Below are 18,309 nucleotides of genomic sequence, written 5' to 3' on the forward strand. Positions count from 1 at the left end.
GGTGGGGAAGGCAAAGATCCGTCAGGCCAGGGCCGCGTCGGTGTCCATCAGCACCTTGCTGCCGGCGCGCGCCGTGCGCATCAGCGTCGCGGTCTCGGGGAACAGCTTGGCGAAGTAGAAGCGCGCGGTCTGCAGTTTGGCGGTGTAGAACGGGTCGGTACTGCCCTCGGCGATCTTCTGCAGGGCCACCTGGGCCATGCGGGCCCAGAAGTAGCCGAACACCAGGTGGCCGGCCACGCGCAGGTAGTCCACCGCGGCGGCGCCCACTTCGTCGGGGTTCTGAAGGCCCTTGAAGCCGATCTCCATGGTGAACTTGGTGATCTGTTCGCCCAGCACCGCCAGCGGGTTGATGAACTCGGCCATCTTCTCGTTGACGCCTTCTTCCATCACCAGCGCCGTCACCAGCTTGCCGAACTTCTTGAGCGTGGCGCCGTTGTTGCCCAGCACCTTGCGGCCCAGCAGGTCCAGGCTCTGGATGGTGTTGGTGCCTTCATAGATCATGTTGATACGGGCATCGCGCACGAACTGCTCCATGCCCCATTCCTTGATGTAGCCGTGGCCGCCGAAGACCTGCTGGCACATGGTGGCGGCCTGGTAGCCGTTGTCGGTCAGGAAGGCCTTCACGATGGGCGTGAGCAGGGAGAGCATTTCGTCGCTGTCCTTGCGCACCTTCTCGTCCGGGTGGTGGTGCACCTTCTCCAGCAGCACCGAGCTGTACATGGCCAGCGCCCGGCCGCCTTCGGCGTAGGCCTTGGCGGTCAGCAGCATCTTGCGCACGTCGGGGTGCACGATGATCGGGTCGGCCGGCTTGTCCTTGGCCTTGGCGCCGGACAGGCTGCGCATCTGGATGCGGTCCTTGGCGTAAGCCAGCGCGTTCTGGTAGGCCACTTCGGTGAGGCCCAGCGACTGGTTGCCCACGCCCAGACGGGCGGCGTTCATCATCACGAACATGGCCTGCATGCCCTTGTGCGGCTGGCCCACCAGGGTGCCGATGGCGCCGTCGATGACGATCTGCGCCGTGGCGTTGCCGTGGATGCCCATTTTGTGCTCCAGGCCCCCGCAGTAGATGCCGTTGCGCGCGCCCAGCGTGCCGTCGGCACTGGCCAGGAACTTGGGCACCACGAACAGGCTGATGCCCTTGATGCCGGGGGGCGCGTCGGGCAGGCGGGCCAGCACCAGGTGCACGATGTTGGCGGCCATGTCGTGTTCACCGGCGCTGATGAAGATCTTGTTGCCGGTGATCTTGTAGGTGCCGTCGGCCTGCGGCTCGGCCTTGGTGCGCATCAGGCCCAGGTCGGTGCCGCAGTGCGGTTCGGTCAGGCACATGGTGCCGGTCCATTCGCCGCTGACCAGCTTGGGCAGGTACAGGGCCTTCTGCTCTGGGGTGCCGTGCTCGTGCAGCGCGGCGTAGGCGCCGTGACTCAGGCCGGGGTACATGGTCCAGGCCTGGTTGGCCGAATTCATCATCTCGTACAGGCACTGGTTGACCACCAGGGGCAGGCCCTGGCCGCCGTACTCGGGGTCGCACGACAGCGCCGACCAGCCACCGTCGGTGTAGGTCTTGTAGGCTTCCTTGAAGCCGGCGGGGGTCTTGACCTCGTGTGTGGCCTTGTCCAGCGTGCAGCCTTCGGTGTCGCCGCTGATGTTGAGCGGGAAGATCACCTGCGAGGCGAACTTGCCGGCCTCTTCGAGCACGGCGTTGATGGTGTCGGCGTCCATCTCGGCGTGTTGCGGCATGGACTGGAAGTCGGCGCTGACGTTCAGCACCTCGTGCATCACAAACTGCATGTCGCGCAGGGGCGGGTTGTAGACGGGCATGGGTGAACTCCTGTGGAGGGTTTGTGAAGAAGGAGAAGGTCAGGCGGCGCGAGGCTTGCGGGCGGCCTTGCGAGCAGGTGCGGGGTCGGTGGCATCGCCCGCGCTGTAGCGCAGCACGATGCCCTCGAAGGCGGAGACAGCGCGCTGCAGCGAGTCGGGCGCACGCAGAAAGCGGGCCTCGTAGTGCAGCGCAAGGATCAAGGAATGGATCTCGAAGCGCATCTGCTCGGCGTCGGTGTCGGCGCGCAGGTGGCCCTCTTCGATGGCCAGTTCGATGGCGCGCTTCATGGCCGCCAGCCAGGTGCTGACCGAACTGGCCAGCGCGTCGCGCACCGGGCCGGGCCGGTCGTCGAACTCCACTGCGCCGCTGATGTAGAGGCAGCCCGAGTCGATTTCGACCGAGGTGCGCTTCATCCAGTTGTCGAACAGCGCGCGCAGGCGCGGCAGGCCGCGCGGCACCGACATGGCCGGATAGAACACCTCTTCCTCGAAACGGTGGTGGTACTCGCGCACCACGGAGATCTGCAACTCCTCGCGCGAGCCGAAGTGCGCGAACACGCCCGACTTGCTCATCTGCATGACCTCGGCCAGCGCGCCGATGGACAGGCCTTCCAAGCCGATCTGCGTCGCCAGACCGAGCGCCGCATCGACGATGGCGGCCTTGGTCTGCTGGCCTTTTTGCAGCGACCGCGTCAGGGCGGCGTCGCTGCGCGGGCGTTTGGATGAGGTGGTGGCGCTCATGCGGTGAAGGAAAAAAGAAGACCGCCCACAAATCGAACGGTCGTGCTATTTTCACCGCAAAAGAATGACCCCATGCGCAACCCGCGGCGCATGACGGGGATTTTGTCTAGGGGCTGCGCCCTAATGCACGGCGCCCGGCACCACCACCTACGGGTTTACCCGCAGATCGGGCGCCGAAAGCTCACAGGCGACCGTCGGGCAACAGCAGGCGCAGGCCGTGGTCGAGGTTCTCGCTGGGCGAGCGCTTGAAGCCGCTGCGGGCAAAGCGCTGCAGCCGCCCCATGCAGAAGGCCGTGATGACCGAGGCATCGGCCTGGGCGTCGACGGTGGGCGTGGTCGCCGACGAAAGCACGGCGATCTCGCGCAGATTCTGGCGCAGCGCCGACTCGATCTTGTCGAAGAACAGGTTCATGCGCTGCTGCAGGCGCTCGTTCTCGTACACCAGCGCGTCGCCCACCATGACGCGCGCCATGCCGGGGTTCTTCTCGCCAAACTGCAGCAGCAGCGTCACCAGCTTGCGCGAGCGCAGCACCGGATCGGGCTCGCGCTCGCCCAGCTGGTTGACCAGCCCGAACACCGACTGCTCGATGAACTCGATGAGTCCCTCGAACATCTGGGCCTTGCTGGCGAAATGGCGGTAAAGGGCGGCTTCGCTGACGTCCAGCCGGGCGGCGAGCGCCGCGGTGGTTACGCGCTCGGCGCCAGGTTGCTCCAGCATGGTGGCCAGCGCCTGCAGGATCTGCACCCGGCGCTCACCGGGCCTGGGCCGCTTGCGGCCACCGGACTCGGTGCTCTCGGCGCCTTCGCTGGCGGCTTCGGTAGAGGCGGCGGCCGTGGACGAGGAAGCGCTGGAGCTCATGGGTGGTCGGGTCCGTTGGTGTTCAGCAGACGGGCGGCGAGGTGTGCGGCCCGTGGTGTGTCATCCCTCCGGCGATTCTCGCACAGGCCTCCCGCCGGCCCGGACCGCCTCGAACACCACGCGCACGCGCAATCCGCGCCCGTTGACACCGGTCAGCAGCTGCAGCTGGGTGTGATGAGAACGGGCGATTTCGTCGGCAATGGCCAGCCCCAGTCCGTTGCCATCGGCCTGGGTGCCGGGCAGGCGGTAGAAGCGCTCCAGCACCCGCTGCCGCTCATCCTCCGCAATGCCGGGACCATCGTCCTCGACCTCGATCCAGGCCTGCGGCGGCTCGGCCACGAGGTCCTGCCCGCAGCGCAGCGTGATGCGCCCGCCCGGCGGGGTGTACTTGACCGCGTTGTCCACGATGTTGATCAGCAGCTCGCGCAGCAGCCAGGTGTGGCCGCGGGTCTGGGCCGGAGCAGCCTCCAGCCCCAGGTCCATCTGCTTGTCGGCCGCGGCATCCAGATGGAGCGCCAGGATGTTTTCGCACAGCTCCTGCAGGTCGACCTGCTCCATCGGGTGGGTGCTGGCGCTCACGCTGTCGGCGCGCGAGAGCGCCAGCAACTGGTTGGCCAGCTGCGAGGTCCGGCGCGTCGCGTCGCGCAGGCGGTGCACCTGCTCTACCCGGAGACTGAGCGTTTCTGCGCCCCCCATCGAGCGCGCTGCCTGCGACCAAGCCTCGACCTGCGCCTGCAGCCCGGCGAGCGGCGTGCGCAGCTGGTGCGCGGCGTCGGCCACGAAGCGCCGCTGCGCCTGCGTCTGGTCGTTCACCAGCGAGAACAGGCGGTTGAGCGAGGACACGAGCGGCCGCACCTCGGCCGGGGCGCTCTCGGCATCGATGGGGCTCAGGTCGCGGGGCGAGCGGCGCTCGACCGCCTCCTTGAGGTCGATCAGCGGGCGCAAGGCGCGCGACACCGCCCAGGTCACCGCCACCGCCACCACCACCATGAGCAGCAGGTTGGGCAGCACCACCCGCAGCAGCACGGTGTCCAGCCACTGCTGGCGGCCATCGGAGCCATCGGCCAGCATGATGATGAGTTCCCCAGCCGCGGTCGGGCTGCGCTGCGCCACCACCCGGTAGGTGATGCCGCCGTCGACCACGCTGAGGAACTCGGCGTCCTCGGTGGTGGGCAGCACGGTGGGCAGCCAGCGGTCGCCGATCAGCAGACGGCCATTGGCGTCCATCACGCCGTAGCCGGCATAGCCTTCGCGCTCCTTGAGGAACTCGTCCACCGGCGGCGCCAGCAGCAGGGCCAGTCCCGGGTCGGCATCGATGTCGATGGGCCGGGGGGCGTCGCGGGGCAGGGTCACCACCACCGAGTCGGCCAGCATCGGCACCAGCCGCAGCAGTTGCTGGTCCTGCTGCAGGGCCGCTGTCCCCGCGCTCTGGTAGTGGAAATAGACACTCACCAGCCCGACCAGCCCGAGCGGGAGGAACAGCAGCACCAGCAGGCGCCGTTGCAGCCCCCAGATCAGGCCACTGGCCGACCGGCCCTCAGGGCTCGCGCGCATGGGCGGACGGCGGCAGCAGTTCGAGCCGGTAGCCGAAGCCGCGGATGGAGCGCAGCGCCACCCCGGCCGGCTCCAGCTTGGCGCGCAGGCGCGAGACGTAGACCTCGATGGCGTTGGGCGTGATCTCCTTGTCCCAACCGGTCAGCGCCGCCAGCAGCTTGTCCTTGGCCGCCGGCTTGGGCGCCTGCAGCAGCAGGTACTCCAGCACGGTCCACTCGCGCGGCCCCAGCTCCATGGTCTGACCAGCCAGGTTGACGCGGCGCAGTGCGGTGTCCATCTCCAGCGGTCCCAGGCTGAGCACCGCCGTGGTCGCGGCCTGCGAGCGCCGCAGCAGCGCACGCAGGCGCGCCAGCAGCTCCGGCAGCTCGAAGGGTTTGAGCATGTAGTCGTCGGCGCCGAGGTCCAGGCCCTGCACCCGGTCGTGCAAGGCGTCGCGCGCGGTCAGGATCAGCACCGGCATGGCACAGCCGCGCGCGCGCAGCCGCTGGGTCAGCTCCAGGCCATTGATGCCGGGCAGCCCGATGTCGACGATGGCCAGGTCGAAGCTGTCGTTCTCCACCGCCTGCTCGGCCCGCTCGGCGCTGCCGACCCAGTCCACCGTGTAGCCGGCGTTGCTCAGCCCCAGCTTGATGCCGCTGGCGACCATGACGTCGTCCTCAACCAGCAGCAGGCGCATGTTCAGTGGCTCTTGATCATCGTTCCGAACGGCTGGTCGCCCAGCACTTCGAGCAGCAGCGCATGTGGCACGCGGCCGTCGATGATGTGCACCGCATTCACGCCGCTCTTGGCCGCGTCCAGCGCGCCGGCGATCTTGGGAATCATGCCGCCGCTGATGGTGCCGTCCTCGCACAGCTCGTCGATGCGGCGCGGCGTCAGCTCGGTCATCAGGTTGCCGGCCTTATCCAGCACGCCGCGGATGTTGGTCAGCATCAGCAGCTTCTCGGCCTGCAGCACGGTCGCCAGCTTGGCGGCCACCACGTCGGCGTTGATGTTGTAGCTCTCGTTCTTTTCACCGAAGCCGATCGGGCTGACCACGGGAATGAACTGGTCGTCCTGCAGCGCCTTGACCACCGAGGGGTCGATGGACACGATGTCGCCGACCTGGCCCACGTCGTGTTCGCGGCTCGGGTCCTGCTGGTCGGCCAGGCGCAGCTTCTGCGCGCGGATCATGGCGCCGTCGCGGCCGGTCAGGCCCACAGCCTTGCCGCCGGCGGCATTGATCAGGCCCACGATGTCCTGCTGCACCTCGCCGCCCAGCACCCACTCGACCACTTCCATGGTCTCGGCGTCGGTCACGCGCATGCCCTGGATGAACTCACCCTTCTTGCCCAGGCGCTGCAGCAGGGTCTCGATCTGCGGACCGCCGCCATGCACCACCACCGGGTTGATGCCAACCAGCTTGAGCAGCACCACGTCTTCGGCGAAGTCCTGCTGCAGGGCCGGGTCGGTCATGGCGTTGCCGCCGTACTTGATGACCATGGTCTTGCCGTGGTACTTGCGGATGTACGGCAGGGCCTGCGCGAGCAGCTCGGCCTTCTCTCGCGGCTGGACGTTGGACAGGTCGACGGGGGTGTGGTTCGGGGTGGTCATGGCGGTGGACGAATGAAGAGAAACGGCCGGCAAATTGTAGGTCGCACCGCCTGCCAGCCCCACATCCCAGAAACACCGCGGAACCGGCTTTGCCGGGCCGCAGGTGTCGCCCCCTTGAGGGGGTGGCGCGCAGCGCCGCGGGGATGGATTAAAAGTGTATTCCGCGCATCATCTGCTGCATCGCGATGGCTTCAGGCGAGAGCTGCGGCTTCGCCCCCTTCTCGCCCTTGGCGGCGGAGGAGTCGGGGAACATGCGGAAGCTGGTGTTCATGACAATCTGGGCGATGCGCGGCACGAAGGCGTGCATCACCTGGCCCGTCACCCCCAGGCGCGTGGCGATGCGCACCGGCTTGAAGATACAGGCCTGCGCGATCATGTCGGCCGCTTCTTCGGGCGATAGCGTCGGCACGTTCTTGTAAATCTGTGTCGGTGCAATCATGGGCGTGCGCACCAGCGGCATGTTGATGGTGGTGAACGAGATGCCCTGGTCGGCGAACTCGGACGATGCGCAGCGGGTCCAGGCGTCCAGCGCTGCCTTGCTCGCCACGTAGGCCGAGAAGCGCGGCGCGTTGGTCAGCACGCCGATGGAGCTGATGTTCACGATGTGGCCCTTGCGCTTGGCCACCATGCCGGGCAGGAGCCCCATGGTCACGCGCAGGCAGCCGAAGTAGTTCAGCTGCATGGTGCGTTCGAAATCGTGAAAGCGGTCGTAGCTGCTTTCGATCGCGCGGCGGATCGAGCGACCCGCGTTGTTGATCAGGAAGTCCACGCCGCCATGGTTCTGGATCAGCAGCTGCACGAAACGGTCGCAGTCGGCCATGTCGGCGATGTCGGCCGGGTAGGCCACGAACTCGTAGCCCTTGTCCTTCGCTTCCTTGCAGGCCTCGTCAAGCTTGTCCTGGTCGCGGCCGCAGATGATGGTGACCGCACCCGCCTCGGCAAACTTGTGCGCCGCCGCCAGACCGATGCCCGAACTGCCGCCGGTGACCAGCACCACCTTGCCCGCCACGGTGCCGCGCAGGCTGCGGTCGATGTGCAGGTCGGGGTCGAGGTGGCGCTCCCAGTAGTCCCACAGGCGCCAGGCGTAGTCCTTGAGGTCGGGGCAGGCGATGCCGCTGCCCTTGAGCGCGGCCGTGGTTTCGCGGCAGTCGAAGCGCGTCGGGTAGTTGACGAAGGTCATCATGTCCTCGGGCAATCCGAGGTCCTGCATCACCGCGCGGTAGACGCGGCGCACCGGCGCCAGCGCCATCAGCCCCTTCTTCACGCTCTTGGGAATGAAGCCCAGCAGCGCCGCGTTGACGAACAGGTTCATCTTGGGCGCGTGCGCGGCCTTGCTCAGGATGTCGAGCACATCGCCGACGCGGTAGCCCATCGGGTCGACCAGGTGGAAACAGCCACCGCCACCGCGTTTCTGGTGGCTGATGTGGTCGAGCGCGTTGACCACGAAGTCCACCGGCACGATGTTGATGCGCCCGCCTTCGAGACCGACACTGGGCATCCAGGGCGGCAGGATCTGGCGCATGCGCTGGATCAGCTTGAAGAAGTAGTACGGCCCGTCGATCTTGTCCATCTCGCCGGTGCGGCTGTCGCCCACCACGGCCGCCGGCCGGTACACCGTCCACGGCACCTTGCACTCCTTGCGAACGATCTTCTCGCTCTCGTGCTTGGTCATGAAGTACGGATGGTCCAGGCCCTCGGCCTCCTCGAACATGTCCTCGCGGAACACGCCTTCGTACAGGCCCGCTGCGGCGATCGACGACACGTGGTGAAAGTGGCCGGCGCCGATGGCCTTGGCGAACTCGACCGTGTTACGCGTGCCGTCCACATTGACGGCGATCTGGCTCTCGGCATCGGCCTCCAGGTCGTAAACCGCCGCGAGGTGGTAGAAGTGGTCGATCTGACCCTTGAGTGCCTTCACGTCGTCGGCGCTCACGCCCAGCTTCTTCGCAGTGAGGTCACCGAACACCGGGATGGCGCGGGTCGCGCCCACGCCCCAGAACTCGCGCAGTTCCGCCACCTTGCCTTCGCTCTCCTTGCGCAGCAGGAAGTGCACCACCGCGCCCTTGCGCTCCAGCAGTTTCCTGACAAGCCGTTTGCCGATGAAGCCGGTGGCGCCGGTGACGAAATAGTGCATCGAGGTACTCCTGGATTTGTGGGTATCGGGAACAACCGTGCATTGTTCACCACGAGCCGAGGCCACCGGTTCAGCACAAACCCGTGGCGCACACCCCCCGTTTTTTAGTCGCCGGACCCTACACAGGCACAGCGTCACAGCCGTACAGTGCCATCACCCTGAGGCACTGCCGTGCCGCCATCCCGATCCACCTCGTTCACGGAGCTTCCATGGTCACCAAGACTCGCAAATCCGGCACCGCCAGCACCGGCGCCACCGCCTCCGCTTCGCCGCTGTCCGGCGCGATCAAGGATTCCGCCCAGCAGATCTGGCTGGCCGGTCTCGGCGCCTTCTCCAAGGCCCAGGCCGAAGGCGGCAAGGCCTTCGAGACCCTGGTCAAGGAAGGCCTTTCGATCCAGCGCAAGACCCAGGCTGTCGCCGAGGAACGCCTCAACGAAGCCACGCAGCGCATGACCAACATGGCCAGCGACATCGGCAGCAAGGCCGCCGGCCAGTGGGACAAGCTGGAGAACATCTTTGAAGACCGCGTGGCCAAGGCCCTGAACAAGCTGGGCGTTCCCTCGGCGCGCGACATCGAGGCCCTGATCGAGCGCATCGACGCCCTCAGCGCCGCCGTGGCCAGCGAGGGTGGCAAGACCGTGAAGGCAGCCGCACCGCGCAAGGCCGCCGCACCGAAGGCCGCGGCCAAAACCGCCACGAAAACAGCCGCCGCCAAGCCTGCCCGCAAAGCCCCGGCGCGCGCCAAGAAGGCCGCCTGAGCGCCACGACGTTGGAAGGCTCGGCTGAGCAGAAAGGGGCGCGCGGCGCCCCTTTTTTTCGTCCGCCCGGACTGCTGCAACGCAACACTCGCCGCCATCGGGGCGGTCTACACTCGACCGCATGACGCCTTCCCGCCCCCGTTCGACACGGCGTTCCCGCCCAGCCCCACGCATCGCGCTGGCCTTCGCTGGCGGCGGGCCGCTGGGTGCGATCTACGAGATCGGCGCCCTGTGCGCCCTGGAAGACAGCCTGCACGGACTGGACTTCAACGGCTGCGATCACTACATCGGCGTGTCGGCCGGCGGCTTCATCGCCGCCGGACTGGCCAACGGCATCACGCCGCGCCAGCTGTGCGAATCCTTCATTGAGGACCGGCTGGGCGACGACCGCTTCGATCCCGCCTGGCTGATGCGCCCGGCCTGGCGCGAGTTCATCGAACGGGCGCAGCGTGTGCCGGCGCTGATGAGCGGCGCCCTGTGGGCCTGGGCCGCCCAGGGCAAACGTTTCACCAACGCCTTCGAGCGCATGGGCGCGGCACTGCCCACGGGCGTGCTGGACAACGAGGGCATCCACGAGCAGATCCAGCGCCTGTTCAGCAAACCCGGCCGCAGCAACGACTTCCGCCAGCTGCGCGCCCGCCTGACCCTGGTGGCCACCGAGCTCGACACCGGCGAGGCCACACCGTTCGGTCGCCCGGGCTGGGACCATGTGCCGATCTCGCGCGCCATCCAGGCCAGCGCCGCACTGCCCGGCCTGTTCCCGCCGGTGGTCATCGACGGCCGGCACTACGTGGACGGTGCGCTGAAGAAGACCGTGCACGCCACGGTGGCGCTGGACGAGGGAGTGGACCTTCTGCTGTGCCTGAACCCGCTGGTGCCGTTCCACGCGGGCGCTGGCAGCGAGCACATTCCCTCGCTGGTCGAAGGCGGGCTGCCGGCGGTCATGAGCCAGACCTTCCGCTCGATGATCCATTCCCGCCTGGCGCTGGGCTTCAAACACTACGAGCGAAGCTACCCGAACACCGACATCGTGCTGATCGAACCCGACCAGCGCGACGCCGAGCTGTTCTTCGCCAACACCTTCAGCTACCGCCAGCGCCGCGAACTGGCCGAGCACGCCTTCCAGCAGACCCGCCAGCTGCTGCGCGACCGCACCGGCCACCTGGGCCCCATGCTGGAGCGACACGGCATCTCGCTGGACGAGGCCGCCCTGCGCGACCCGCAACGGCGCCTGCTGCCCGCAGAACCGGTGCGGCGAGAAACGGCCCTGGAACGCCTGGGCGACACCCTCGACACCCTTGAACAACGGCTGCAGACGCAGCGCGCCTGACATGACCCGCAAAGCCCCCCGACGCACGGCCGAACGCATTCTGGAAGTCACCCTCGCGCTGTTCAACCGCTTCGGCGAGCCCAATGTCTCCACCACGCTGATCTCCTCCGAACTCGGCATCAGCCCCGGCAACCTGTACTACCACTACCCAGCCAAGGACGAGCTGATCAACTCGCTGTTCGAGCGCTACGAGAAGGCACTCAACGAGCTGCTGCAGGCCAGCGACGGCGTGCGCAACGTCGAGGACGCCTGGTTCTTCCTGCACTCGCTGTTCGAAATCGTCTGGGAGTACCGCTTTCTGTACCGCGACCTCAACGACCTGCTGTCCAAGAACCGGCTGCTGGAAACCCGTTTCCAGGCCGTGCTCAAGAACAAGATCCGTGCGGTGCGCAGCCTGCTCAGCGGCATGTCGCGCGCGGGCGCCATCGACCTGGATGCGAGAGAACTCGAACCCACGGCGAACTGCATGGTGGTGCTGCTGACCTACTGGCTGAGCTTCGAATACGTGCGCGACCCGCGCCATGCGCTGGAACCGGACAACGCGCAGGCTGCGCTGCTGCGCGGTGCGCAGCACGTGCTCAATGTGCTGGCGCCGTACCTCGAATCCGGCCAGCGCCAGCACCTGCTGCAACTCACGGGCGCCTACCGCACGGCGCCCTGAGCCCGGGGCCGCCGCCTGAGCCTATTGGGGCGGGCTGCGGCGCAGTCCGTCCACCGCCTGGAACAGGGCCTGGCGGGCCTGGGATACCACCTGGGCGCGCCAGTCGTCAGTGTCGACATAGAACGCGTCCCGCACCCGCTTCTGGATCACGGTCCGCAGTCCGGCCGGCGCGTCTGGGTGCAGGCGCATCCACTGGTCACCACGCAGGGCGTTGAGCACATCCAGCAACGGCAGGGTGCCGTATTCCAGGGCAATCCCGGTGTACTGGGCCTGCGGGCACTCTTCGTAGACTGCGTTCCACATCAGGCCCGTCAGGCGGGCCGAGGCGGAACTGCCGTCGTAGATCGAAGTCACTGGCGTCTGGCCGTCGCCGCCCCACCAGGCGCGGGCGCGCTGCAGGGCCGCATCGTCGTCCCGGCAGGCGAAGATGCGCTCGCCCAGGCCGCTGGGCCCCAGCCCGGTGTGCAGGTCGATCCAGGCGATGTGGCGCGCGCAGCGCCCGTGTTCGCGCAGCACCTCGCGCAGCGTGCGGTGGCTCCAGGTCGGCGCCGTGCCGCCGAAGAACAGGCCATCGGGGTGGCTGTGCTGGCCCTGGGAGACCGCGCTCTGGTACGCGCCCAGGCCCTTGCGTCCGATGAAATGGGCGATGACCGCCTCGTTCTCCGCCACGGGCGGCCAGGCCGCCGGCAGCAGGAACGGGTGCAGCTCGTCGTAGGCCGGGTTCACCGGCAGGGGCTGCGAGAAGTCCTGAAAGTTGCGGTTGAGGTCGACGTTGTCCTCGGTCACCCGGCGCAGGTGCGAGAACCCGTAGGGGTTGAGCGCGTGGATGTACAGCACCGCCACCCCGGCGGCGCGGGCGTGCGCGCGCCAGTCGGCGTCGTGGGTGGCAAACACCTGGATGCCCGAGCCACAGAACCCTTCAACGCCATGGCAGGCGCTGCTGACGATCAGCAGTCGATCGGCGTCCGGCGGCCCGTCCAGGGCCACGTCCATGGCCAGGGTTTCCTGCTCGCGTCCGGGCAGCGGGTGGTTGTGGCTGCGGATGGCCATGCCGGCGGCGGCCGCCCCCTCCAGGAACTGCACGCGCGCCCTGGCGTAGGACGGCGCAAAGGCGGACTGGGGATTGATCATGCGGTGTCCCTGCGCGGTTGCGACAGCCACTGTTCGGCCAGCCGCACCCAGTAGGTGGCTCCCAGCGGGATCAGGTCGTCGTTGAAGTCGTAGCTCGGGTTATGCAGGGTGCAGGGCCCGCCGCCATGGCCGATCTCTCGGTGCGCGCCCTCGCCGTTGGCGATGAAGATGTAGCAGCCCGGCCGCTCCTGCAGCATGTAGGCGAAGTCTTCGGCCCCCATGGTCGGCTCCTGCACCAGCACCTGGTCGGCGCCGACGATGCCGGTGAGCACCTCGCGCACGAACGCGGTCTCGGCCGGGTGGTTGATGGTGGGCGGGTAGTTGCGGTGGAACTGGAACTCGCAGGTGGCACCAAAGGCGGCGCAGGTGTGCTGCGCGATCTCCCGCATGCGCCGCTCGATCATGTCGAGCACCTCGTAGGTGAAGGTGCGCACCGTGCCCTGGATCTCGCAGCTGTCCGGCACCACGTTGGTAGCCTCGCCGGTGTGGATCATGGTCACGCTGATCACGCCCGCATCCACCGGCTTCTTGTTGCGCGTGATGATGGTCTGGAAAGCCTGCACCATCTGGCAGGCCACGGGCACCGGGTCGATCCCGTTGTGCGGAAGCGCAGCGTGCGAGCCCTTGCCACGGATGACGATGTGGAACTCGTTGCTCGACGCCATCACCGGGCCGGCACTGGCGGCAAAGCTGCCCACCGGCAGGCCCGGCCAGTTGTGCATGCCGAACACCGCCTCCACCGGAAACCGCTCGAACAGGCCGTCCTTGATCATCTCGCGGGCTCCGCCGCCGCCCTCCTCGGCCGGCTGGAAGATCAGGTAGACCGTGCCGTCGAAGTTCCGGTGTTTCGAGAAGTGTTGCGCCGCCGCCAGCAGCATGGCGGTGTGGCCGTCGTGACCGCAGGCGTGCATCTTGCCGGCGTGTTGGCTGGCGTGCGCGAAGTGGTTGTGCTCCTGCATCGGCAGCGCGTCCATGTCGGCTCGCAGGCCGATGGCGCGACCACAGCCCCCGCCGTCGCGCCCATGCACGATGCCCACCACACCGGTGGTGCCCATGCCCCGGTGCACCGGGATGCCCCACTCGGTCAGCTTGGCGGCGACCACCTCGGCGGTGCGCACCTCTTCAAAACAGAGCTCGGGATGGGCGTGGATGTCGCGGCGCACGGCGGCGATGGCCGCGGACTGGGTCAGGATGGAGTCGATCAGTTGCATGGTGTCCTCGTCTGCAAGCGGGCATGGTAGCCCCGCAAGCGCGCGGCGGCAGAGCCGATCGTGACAACCCGTACCAGACCGGGGATGTCGGCCCTTCCAGGGTCAGCGACGCACCCGGCCGTCTTCGGTCAGCAGGGTCAGCTCGACGAAGCGGGAGCCGGTGTGATTCTGCGGACCGAAGTCCAGCGGAAAACCGCCGATGCTCATGTCCTTCATGCTTCCGATGGCATCGATGAAAGCCTCCCGGCCGGCACCGCGGGCCCGCTTGAGCCCTTCCACCAGCACCCTTGCAGCCACAAAGCCCTCGATGCCGGAGTAGTTGGGTACCACCCCGCGCTGGTCCTTGAGCGCTGCCAGGTACTCGCCCGAGATCGGTGTGGCAGCCGAGTAGGGAAAAGGCATCACCTGGCTGACCGCCACACCCTTGGCCACCGCCCCCAACTCGTCCAGCAGCGCCTGCGTGCCGACAAAGGAGACGTTGTAGAAGTTGCCCGCATACCCCTGCTGGCGCGCCAGCCGGATGAAGGTGGCACAGGCCTTGTACGCACCGATCTGCACGATGGCCTCGGGCTTGACCGCCATGATGCCCTTGAGCGCGGGCGCCACTTCGTTGCTGTTGCGCTCCACCGTACCCAACGCAGCCGGCTCCATGTTCAGAGCCTTGAGGGCCCGCTCCACACCTTCGAGCCCGGCCTTGCCATAGGCGTCGTTCTGGTAGAACACCGCCACGCGCTTGATCCCGATCGAGGTGACCTGTTTCACGATGGCCGCGGTCTCGTCGAAGTACGAGGCCCGCACATGGATGGCGTAGCGGTTGAACGGCTCGCGCAGGGCCTGCGCCCCGGTGAAGGGGGCAAAAAAGGGCAGCTTGGCCTCGGTGGCCAGCGGCAAGGCCGCCAGGCTGGTCGGCGTACCGACATAGCCGAACAGGGCAAACACGCCATCCGCGATGAACTGCTTGGTGTTGGCCACGCATCGCTCAGGGTCGTAACCGTCGTCCAGCCGACGGAGCTCGATGCGGCGCCCGTTGACACCGCCAGCGGCATTGACAGTGTCAAAGTACAGCTGCGCCCCCAGATTGAACTGCAACCCCAGTTGCGCGGAGGGCCCGGTGAAGGGCGCCGATTGCCCCAGCGCGATGGCCCCGGACCCAGCAGCCGCCTGGGCCCATGCGGAGCCGGCCACGCCGGCGAGGGAAGAAGCGCCCAGACAGGCACCCAGAGAAGAAAGAACCCGACGACGTTGCATCCAGTGACTCCTGATATGCTTTTTTGAGCAGTCCGCGGTGTCACCCCGTTCGTAACAGGACGTCACCAGACTTGCGAAGCCTACTACATAGGCATACCCCCGCGTATACGCCATTCACCGCATTTCATGGCCCACAACCCCAACGAATTCACGGTTCGGGGCGCTTGCCCTCACGATTGCCCCGACACCTGTGCATTGCTCACCACAGTGGTGGACGGCAAAGCCGTGCGCGTGGCCGGCAACCCGGCCCACCGCCACACCGATGGGGCGCTGTGCACCAAGGTCTCGCGCTACCCCGAACGCACCCACCACCCCGAGCGCATCCTCACGCCACTGCGCCGCACCGGGCCCAAGGGCAGCGGCCGGTTCGAGCCCATCGGCTGGGACGAGGCGCTGGATGAGATCGCCGCGCGGCTGAAGGAGATCGCCGCGCGCGACCCGCAGGCCATCGTGCCCTACAGCTACGCGGGCACCATGGGCCAGGTGCAGAGCGAAGGCATGGCCGCGCGCTTCTTCAACAGGCTCGGAGCCTCCTTCCTGGACCGCACCATCTGCGCGGCCGCCGGCGGCGAGGCCCTGGTGCAGACCCTGGGCGGCAAGCTGGGCATGAAGGTCGAGCACTTCGCCGAGGCCAAGCTGATCCTGATCTGGGGCAGCAACTCCATCGCCAGCAACCTGCATTTCTGGCGCCTGGCGCAGCAGGCCAAACGCGACGGCGCCCGCTTGGTCTGCATCGACCCGCGCAAGAGCGAGACGGCCGACAAGTGCCACGAACACATCGCCCTGCGCCCCGGCACCGACGCCGCGCTGGCGCTGGCGCTGATGCACGAGCTGATCGTGAATGACTGGCTGGACCACGACTACATTGCCCGCCACACCCTGGGCTGGGACGCCTTGCGCGAACGCGCGCTGCAGTGGCCGGCCGAGCGTGCGGCCGAGGTCTGCGGCGTTCCCGTCGAACAGATCGAGCGGCTGGCGCGCGAGTACGGGACCACCCAGCCAGCCGCCATCCGACTGAACTACGGCATGCAGCGCGTGCGCGGCGGTGGCAACGCGGTGCGCGCCGTCGCCTGCCTGCCAGCACTGACGGGCGCCTGGCGCCACCGCGCTGGGGGCCTGCTGCTCTCAGCCTCGGGCCATTTCCCGGTCGACCGCGCCGCGCTGCACCGTCCCGACCTGCTGGCCGGCCGCACGCCGCGCACCATCAACATGGTCACGATCGGCGACGACCTGCTGCGCGAATCGTCGCCAGCCTTCGGCCCGAAGATCGAGGCCCTGATCGTCTACAACAGCAACCCGGTGGCGGTCGCACCGGAGTCGCCCAAGGTGGTGCAGGGCTTCTCACGCGAAGACCTGTTCACCGTCGTGCTCGAACACTTCATGACCGACACCGCGGACCACGCCGACATCGTGCTGCCTGCCACCACACAGCTCGAGCACTGGGACATCCACACCAGCTACGGCCACACCGACGTGCTGCTCAACCGCCCCGCCATCGCGCCGGTCGGTCAGGCGCGGCCCAACACCGAGGTGTTCCGTCAGCTGGCGCGGCGCATGGGCTTTCACGAGCCCTGCTTCGCCGACGACGATGAAACCCTGTGCCGCCAGACCTTCGGCGATCGGGTGGACTTCCAGCAACTGCTGGACCAGGGTTTTGCCACCCTGCCGGTGCCCGAGGCGCCGTTCGCCGAGGGCGGCTTCCCGACGCCGTCTGGCCAATGCGAGTTCTTCAGCGCGCGGCTGGCGGCGCAGGGCCTGGACGGGCTGCCCGACCACCTGCCCAACCACGAGCCGGCCGGCAGCGACCCGCGCCACCCGCTGGCCATGATTTCGCCGCCGGCACGCAACTTCCTCAACTCCAGCTTCGTGAACGTGAAGAGCCTGCGTGACATCGAGGGTGAGCCGCTGCTGGAGATCAGCGCGGGCGATGCCGCCCCTCGCGGCATCGCCGACGGCGACGTGGTGCGTGTGTTCAACGACCGCGGCAGCTACCGCTGCAAGGCGCGCATCTCACCCCGGGCGCGCCAGGGGGTGGTCAACGGCCTGGGCATCTGGTGGCGCAAGCTGGGGATGGACGGCAGCAATGTCAACGAGCTGACCAGCCAGAAGCTCACCGACCTGGGACGTGCGCCGGTGTTCTACGACTGCCTCGTGGAAGTGGAGAAGGGATGAGGCGGCTCCCTCGGCGCGTGTTCGCCTCGCTGACGTTCGCGCTGCTGGCATCCGGTTGCGCGTCGACGGCCATCGGCCCTGGCTACTACTGGCAATCGGTCACCGGCCACCTGAAACTGATGCACGCGGCGCGGCCGGTGCAGGACTGGCTGGACGACCCCGCCACGCCGCCCGCGCTGCAACAGAAGCTGCAGCTCACGCAGCGCATCCGCGCCTTTGCCGTGACCGAACTGGGTCTGCCCGACAACGCCAGCTACCGGCGCTACGCCGACCTGCACCGCAAGGCGGCGGTCTACAACGTGGTGGCGGCGCCCGCCCTCTCGCTGCGGCTGCAGCAGTGGTGCTTCCCGGTGGCTGGCTGTGTCGGCTATCGGGGCTACTACGACGAGGCCGAGGCCCGGGCGTTTGCGGCCGGGCTCGGCAACGACCTGGATGTGGCAGTCTACCCGGTGCCCGCCTACTCCACGCTGGGCTGGATGAACTGGGCCGGCGGCGACCCCCTGCTGAACACCTTCATCGGCTACCCCGAGGGCGAACTGGCGCGGCTGATCTTCCACGAGCTGGCCCACCAGGTGGTGTACGCCTCCGGTGACACCGCGTTCAACGAGTCCTTCGCAACGGCTGTCGAGCGCATCGGCGGCGCGCGCTGGCTGGCCCAGGCGGACGAAGCGGCTCGCAGGACCTACGCCGAGTTCGACGGGCGCCGCCAGGCCTTCCGCGCCCTCACACGTGGCACGCGCGACCAGCTGCAGGCCCTGTATGAAGACCCCTCGCTCGACGAGACCGCCAAGCGCGCGCGCAAGAACGAGCTGATGCAGGCGTTCCGACAGCGCTACGCCGACCTGCGCCAAGGCTGGGGCGGCTACAAGGGCTACGACGCTTGGGTCGACCGAGCCAACAACGCCAGCTTCGGCGCCCAGGCCGCCTACGACCAGTGGGTGCCGGCGTTCGAGACGCTGTTCGAGCGCGAGGGCCGCGACTTTGCGCGGTTCTATGATGCGGTGCGCGCGCTGGCCCGTCAGCCCGCAGCCGAGCGCCAGGCCGCGCTGCAGGCCCTCGATCCCACAGCCCGGCCACCGTCCACTCCCTGAACACCGCGAAC

General features: G+C 67.9%; 15 protein-coding genes. 5 read left to right on the forward strand and 10 right to left on the reverse strand.

Going from position 1 to position 18,309, the window contains the following annotated elements:
- Positions 1–21: 21 nt before the first annotated feature.
- The 7 genes from ACFOPI_RS12720 to ACFOPI_RS12750 form a co-directional block, all read right to left on the reverse strand.
- Entirely contained in the window at positions 22–1,818 is a 1,797-nt protein-coding gene (locus ACFOPI_RS12720) for an acyl-CoA dehydrogenase C-terminal domain-containing protein (protein ID WP_382174359.1), read from the reverse strand.
- A gap of 39 nt (positions 1,819–1,857) precedes the next feature.
- A complete protein-coding gene (locus tag ACFOPI_RS12725; protein WP_382174361.1) occupies positions 1,858–2,559 on the reverse strand; it encodes a TetR/AcrR family transcriptional regulator in 702 nt (233 codons plus the stop codon).
- A gap of 181 nt (positions 2,560–2,740) precedes the next feature.
- A complete protein-coding gene (gene slmA, locus ACFOPI_RS12730) occupies positions 2,741–3,418 on the reverse strand; it encodes a nucleoid occlusion factor SlmA (protein WP_382174363.1) in 678 nt (225 codons plus the stop codon).
- Between the two features lie 60 nt (positions 3,419–3,478).
- Entirely contained in the window at positions 3,479–4,972 is a 1,494-nt protein-coding gene (locus tag ACFOPI_RS12735; protein ID WP_382174365.1) for an ATP-binding protein, read from the reverse strand.
- Entirely contained in the window at positions 4,956–5,648 is a 693-nt protein-coding gene (locus ACFOPI_RS12740) for a response regulator (protein ID WP_382174367.1), read from the reverse strand. Before ACFOPI_RS12740 ends, ACFOPI_RS12735 begins: the two co-directional genes overlap by 17 nt.
- 2 nt (positions 5,649–5,650) lie before the next feature.
- Positions 5,651–6,562 carry an acetylglutamate kinase gene (gene argB, locus ACFOPI_RS12745; RefSeq protein WP_382174369.1) on the reverse strand — a complete coding sequence of 304 codons (912 nt, stop codon included), beginning with the start codon at positions 6,560–6,562 and terminating at the stop codon, positions 5,651–5,653.
- A gap of 148 nt (positions 6,563–6,710) precedes the next feature.
- A complete protein-coding gene (locus ACFOPI_RS12750) occupies positions 6,711–8,696 on the reverse strand; it encodes an SDR family oxidoreductase (protein ID WP_382174371.1) in 1,986 nt (661 codons plus the stop codon).
- Between the two features lie 209 nt (positions 8,697–8,905).
- Here ACFOPI_RS12750 and ACFOPI_RS12755 point away from each other — a divergent pair, with 209 nt between their 5' ends.
- The 3 genes from ACFOPI_RS12755 (at position 8,906) to ACFOPI_RS12765 (ending at position 11,445) form a co-directional block, all read left to right on the forward strand.
- The gene (locus ACFOPI_RS12755) at positions 8,906–9,454 is read left to right on the forward strand and encodes a phasin family protein (RefSeq protein WP_382174372.1); all 549 of its coding nucleotides are present in this window, start codon (positions 8,906–8,908) and stop codon (positions 9,452–9,454) included.
- Between the two features lie 121 nt (positions 9,455–9,575).
- A complete protein-coding gene (locus tag ACFOPI_RS12760) occupies positions 9,576–10,784 on the forward strand; it encodes a patatin-like phospholipase family protein (RefSeq protein ID WP_382174374.1) in 1,209 nt (402 codons plus the stop codon).
- 1 nt (position 10,785) lies between these two features.
- Entirely contained in the window at positions 10,786–11,445 is a 660-nt protein-coding gene (locus ACFOPI_RS12765; RefSeq protein WP_382174376.1) for a TetR/AcrR family transcriptional regulator, read from the forward strand.
- A gap of 21 nt (positions 11,446–11,466) precedes the next feature.
- Here the strand turns inward: ACFOPI_RS12765 and ACFOPI_RS12770 are convergent, their stop codons facing one another.
- The 3 genes from ACFOPI_RS12770 to ACFOPI_RS12780 all read right to left on the reverse strand — a co-directional run bounded on the left by ACFOPI_RS12770 (position 11,467) and on the right by ACFOPI_RS12780 (position 15,035).
- Positions 11,467–12,576, reverse strand: coding sequence for a M14 family metallopeptidase (locus ACFOPI_RS12770; protein ID WP_382174377.1), 1,110 nt, complete (start codon positions 12,574–12,576; stop codon positions 11,467–11,469).
- Complete coding sequence (locus tag ACFOPI_RS12775; RefSeq protein WP_382174379.1) at positions 12,573–13,787, reverse strand: M20 aminoacylase family protein; 1,215 nt, start codon at positions 13,785–13,787, stop codon at positions 12,573–12,575. Before ACFOPI_RS12775 ends, ACFOPI_RS12770 begins: the two co-directional genes overlap by 4 nt.
- 102 nt (positions 13,788–13,889) lie before the next feature.
- Positions 13,890–15,035 carry an ABC transporter substrate-binding protein gene (locus ACFOPI_RS12780; RefSeq protein WP_382174381.1) on the reverse strand — a complete coding sequence of 382 codons (1,146 nt, stop codon included), beginning with the start codon at positions 15,033–15,035 and terminating at the stop codon, positions 13,890–13,892.
- A 126-nt stretch (positions 15,036–15,161) separates the two neighbouring features.
- Here ACFOPI_RS12780 and ACFOPI_RS12785 point away from each other — a divergent pair, with 126 nt between their 5' ends.
- Positions 15,162–17,207: a molybdopterin-containing oxidoreductase family protein gene (locus ACFOPI_RS12785; protein WP_382174383.1), complete on the forward strand. Its 2,046-nt coding sequence runs from the start codon at positions 15,162–15,164 to the stop codon at positions 17,205–17,207.
- Positions 17,204–18,298, forward strand: a complete 1,095-nt coding sequence (locus tag ACFOPI_RS12790; protein WP_382174385.1) for an aminopeptidase — start codon at positions 17,204–17,206, stop codon at positions 18,296–18,298. Before ACFOPI_RS12785 ends, ACFOPI_RS12790 begins: the two co-directional genes overlap by 4 nt.
- Positions 18,299–18,309 lie beyond the last annotated feature (11 nt).

The sequence above is a fragment of the Hydrogenophaga luteola genome, assembly GCF_042648585.1.
Classification (GTDB): Bacteria; Pseudomonadota; Gammaproteobacteria; order Burkholderiales; family Burkholderiaceae_C; genus Hydrogenophaga; species Hydrogenophaga luteola.

Coding starts and splice junctions, on each gene's coding strand:
- slmA (WP_382174363.1), bottom strand. CDS start 3,418: ATGAGCTCCAGCGCTTCCTCGTCCACGGCCGCCGCCTCTACCGAAGCC.
- ACFOPI_RS12720 (WP_382174359.1), bottom strand. CDS start 1,818: ATGCCCGTCTACAACCCGCCCCTGCGCGACATGCAGTTTGTGATGCAC.
- ACFOPI_RS12790 (WP_382174385.1), top strand. CDS start 17,204: ATGAGGCGGCTCCCTCGGCGCGTGTTCGCCTCGCTGACGTTCGCGCTG.
- argB (WP_382174369.1), bottom strand. CDS start 6,562: ATGACCACCCCGAACCACACCCCCGTCGACCTGTCCAACGTCCAGCCG.
- ACFOPI_RS12750 (WP_382174371.1), bottom strand. CDS start 8,696: ATGCACTATTTCGTCACCGGCGCCACCGGCTTCATCGGCAAACGGCTT.
- ACFOPI_RS12725 (WP_382174361.1), bottom strand. CDS start 2,559: ATGAGCGCCACCACCTCATCCAAACGCCCGCGCAGCGACGCCGCCCTG.
- ACFOPI_RS12755 (WP_382174372.1), top strand. CDS start 8,906: ATGGTCACCAAGACTCGCAAATCCGGCACCGCCAGCACCGGCGCCACC.
- ACFOPI_RS12770 (WP_382174377.1), bottom strand. CDS start 12,576: ATGATCAATCCCCAGTCCGCCTTTGCGCCGTCCTACGCCAGGGCGCGC.
- ACFOPI_RS12765 (WP_382174376.1), top strand. CDS start 10,786: ATGACCCGCAAAGCCCCCCGACGCACGGCCGAACGCATTCTGGAAGTC.
- ACFOPI_RS12740 (WP_382174367.1), bottom strand. CDS start 5,648: ATGCGCCTGCTGCTGGTTGAGGACGACGTCATGGTCGCCAGCGGCATC.
- ACFOPI_RS12735 (WP_382174365.1), bottom strand. CDS start 4,972: ATGCGCGCGAGCCCTGAGGGCCGGTCGGCCAGTGGCCTGATCTGGGGG.
- ACFOPI_RS12775 (WP_382174379.1), bottom strand. CDS start 13,787: ATGCAACTGATCGACTCCATCCTGACCCAGTCCGCGGCCATCGCCGCC.
- ACFOPI_RS12760 (WP_382174374.1), top strand. CDS start 9,576: ATGACGCCTTCCCGCCCCCGTTCGACACGGCGTTCCCGCCCAGCCCCA.
- ACFOPI_RS12785 (WP_382174383.1), top strand. CDS start 15,162: ATGGCCCACAACCCCAACGAATTCACGGTTCGGGGCGCTTGCCCTCAC.
- ACFOPI_RS12780 (WP_382174381.1), bottom strand. CDS start 15,035: ATGCAACGTCGTCGGGTTCTTTCTTCTCTGGGTGCCTGTCTGGGCGCT.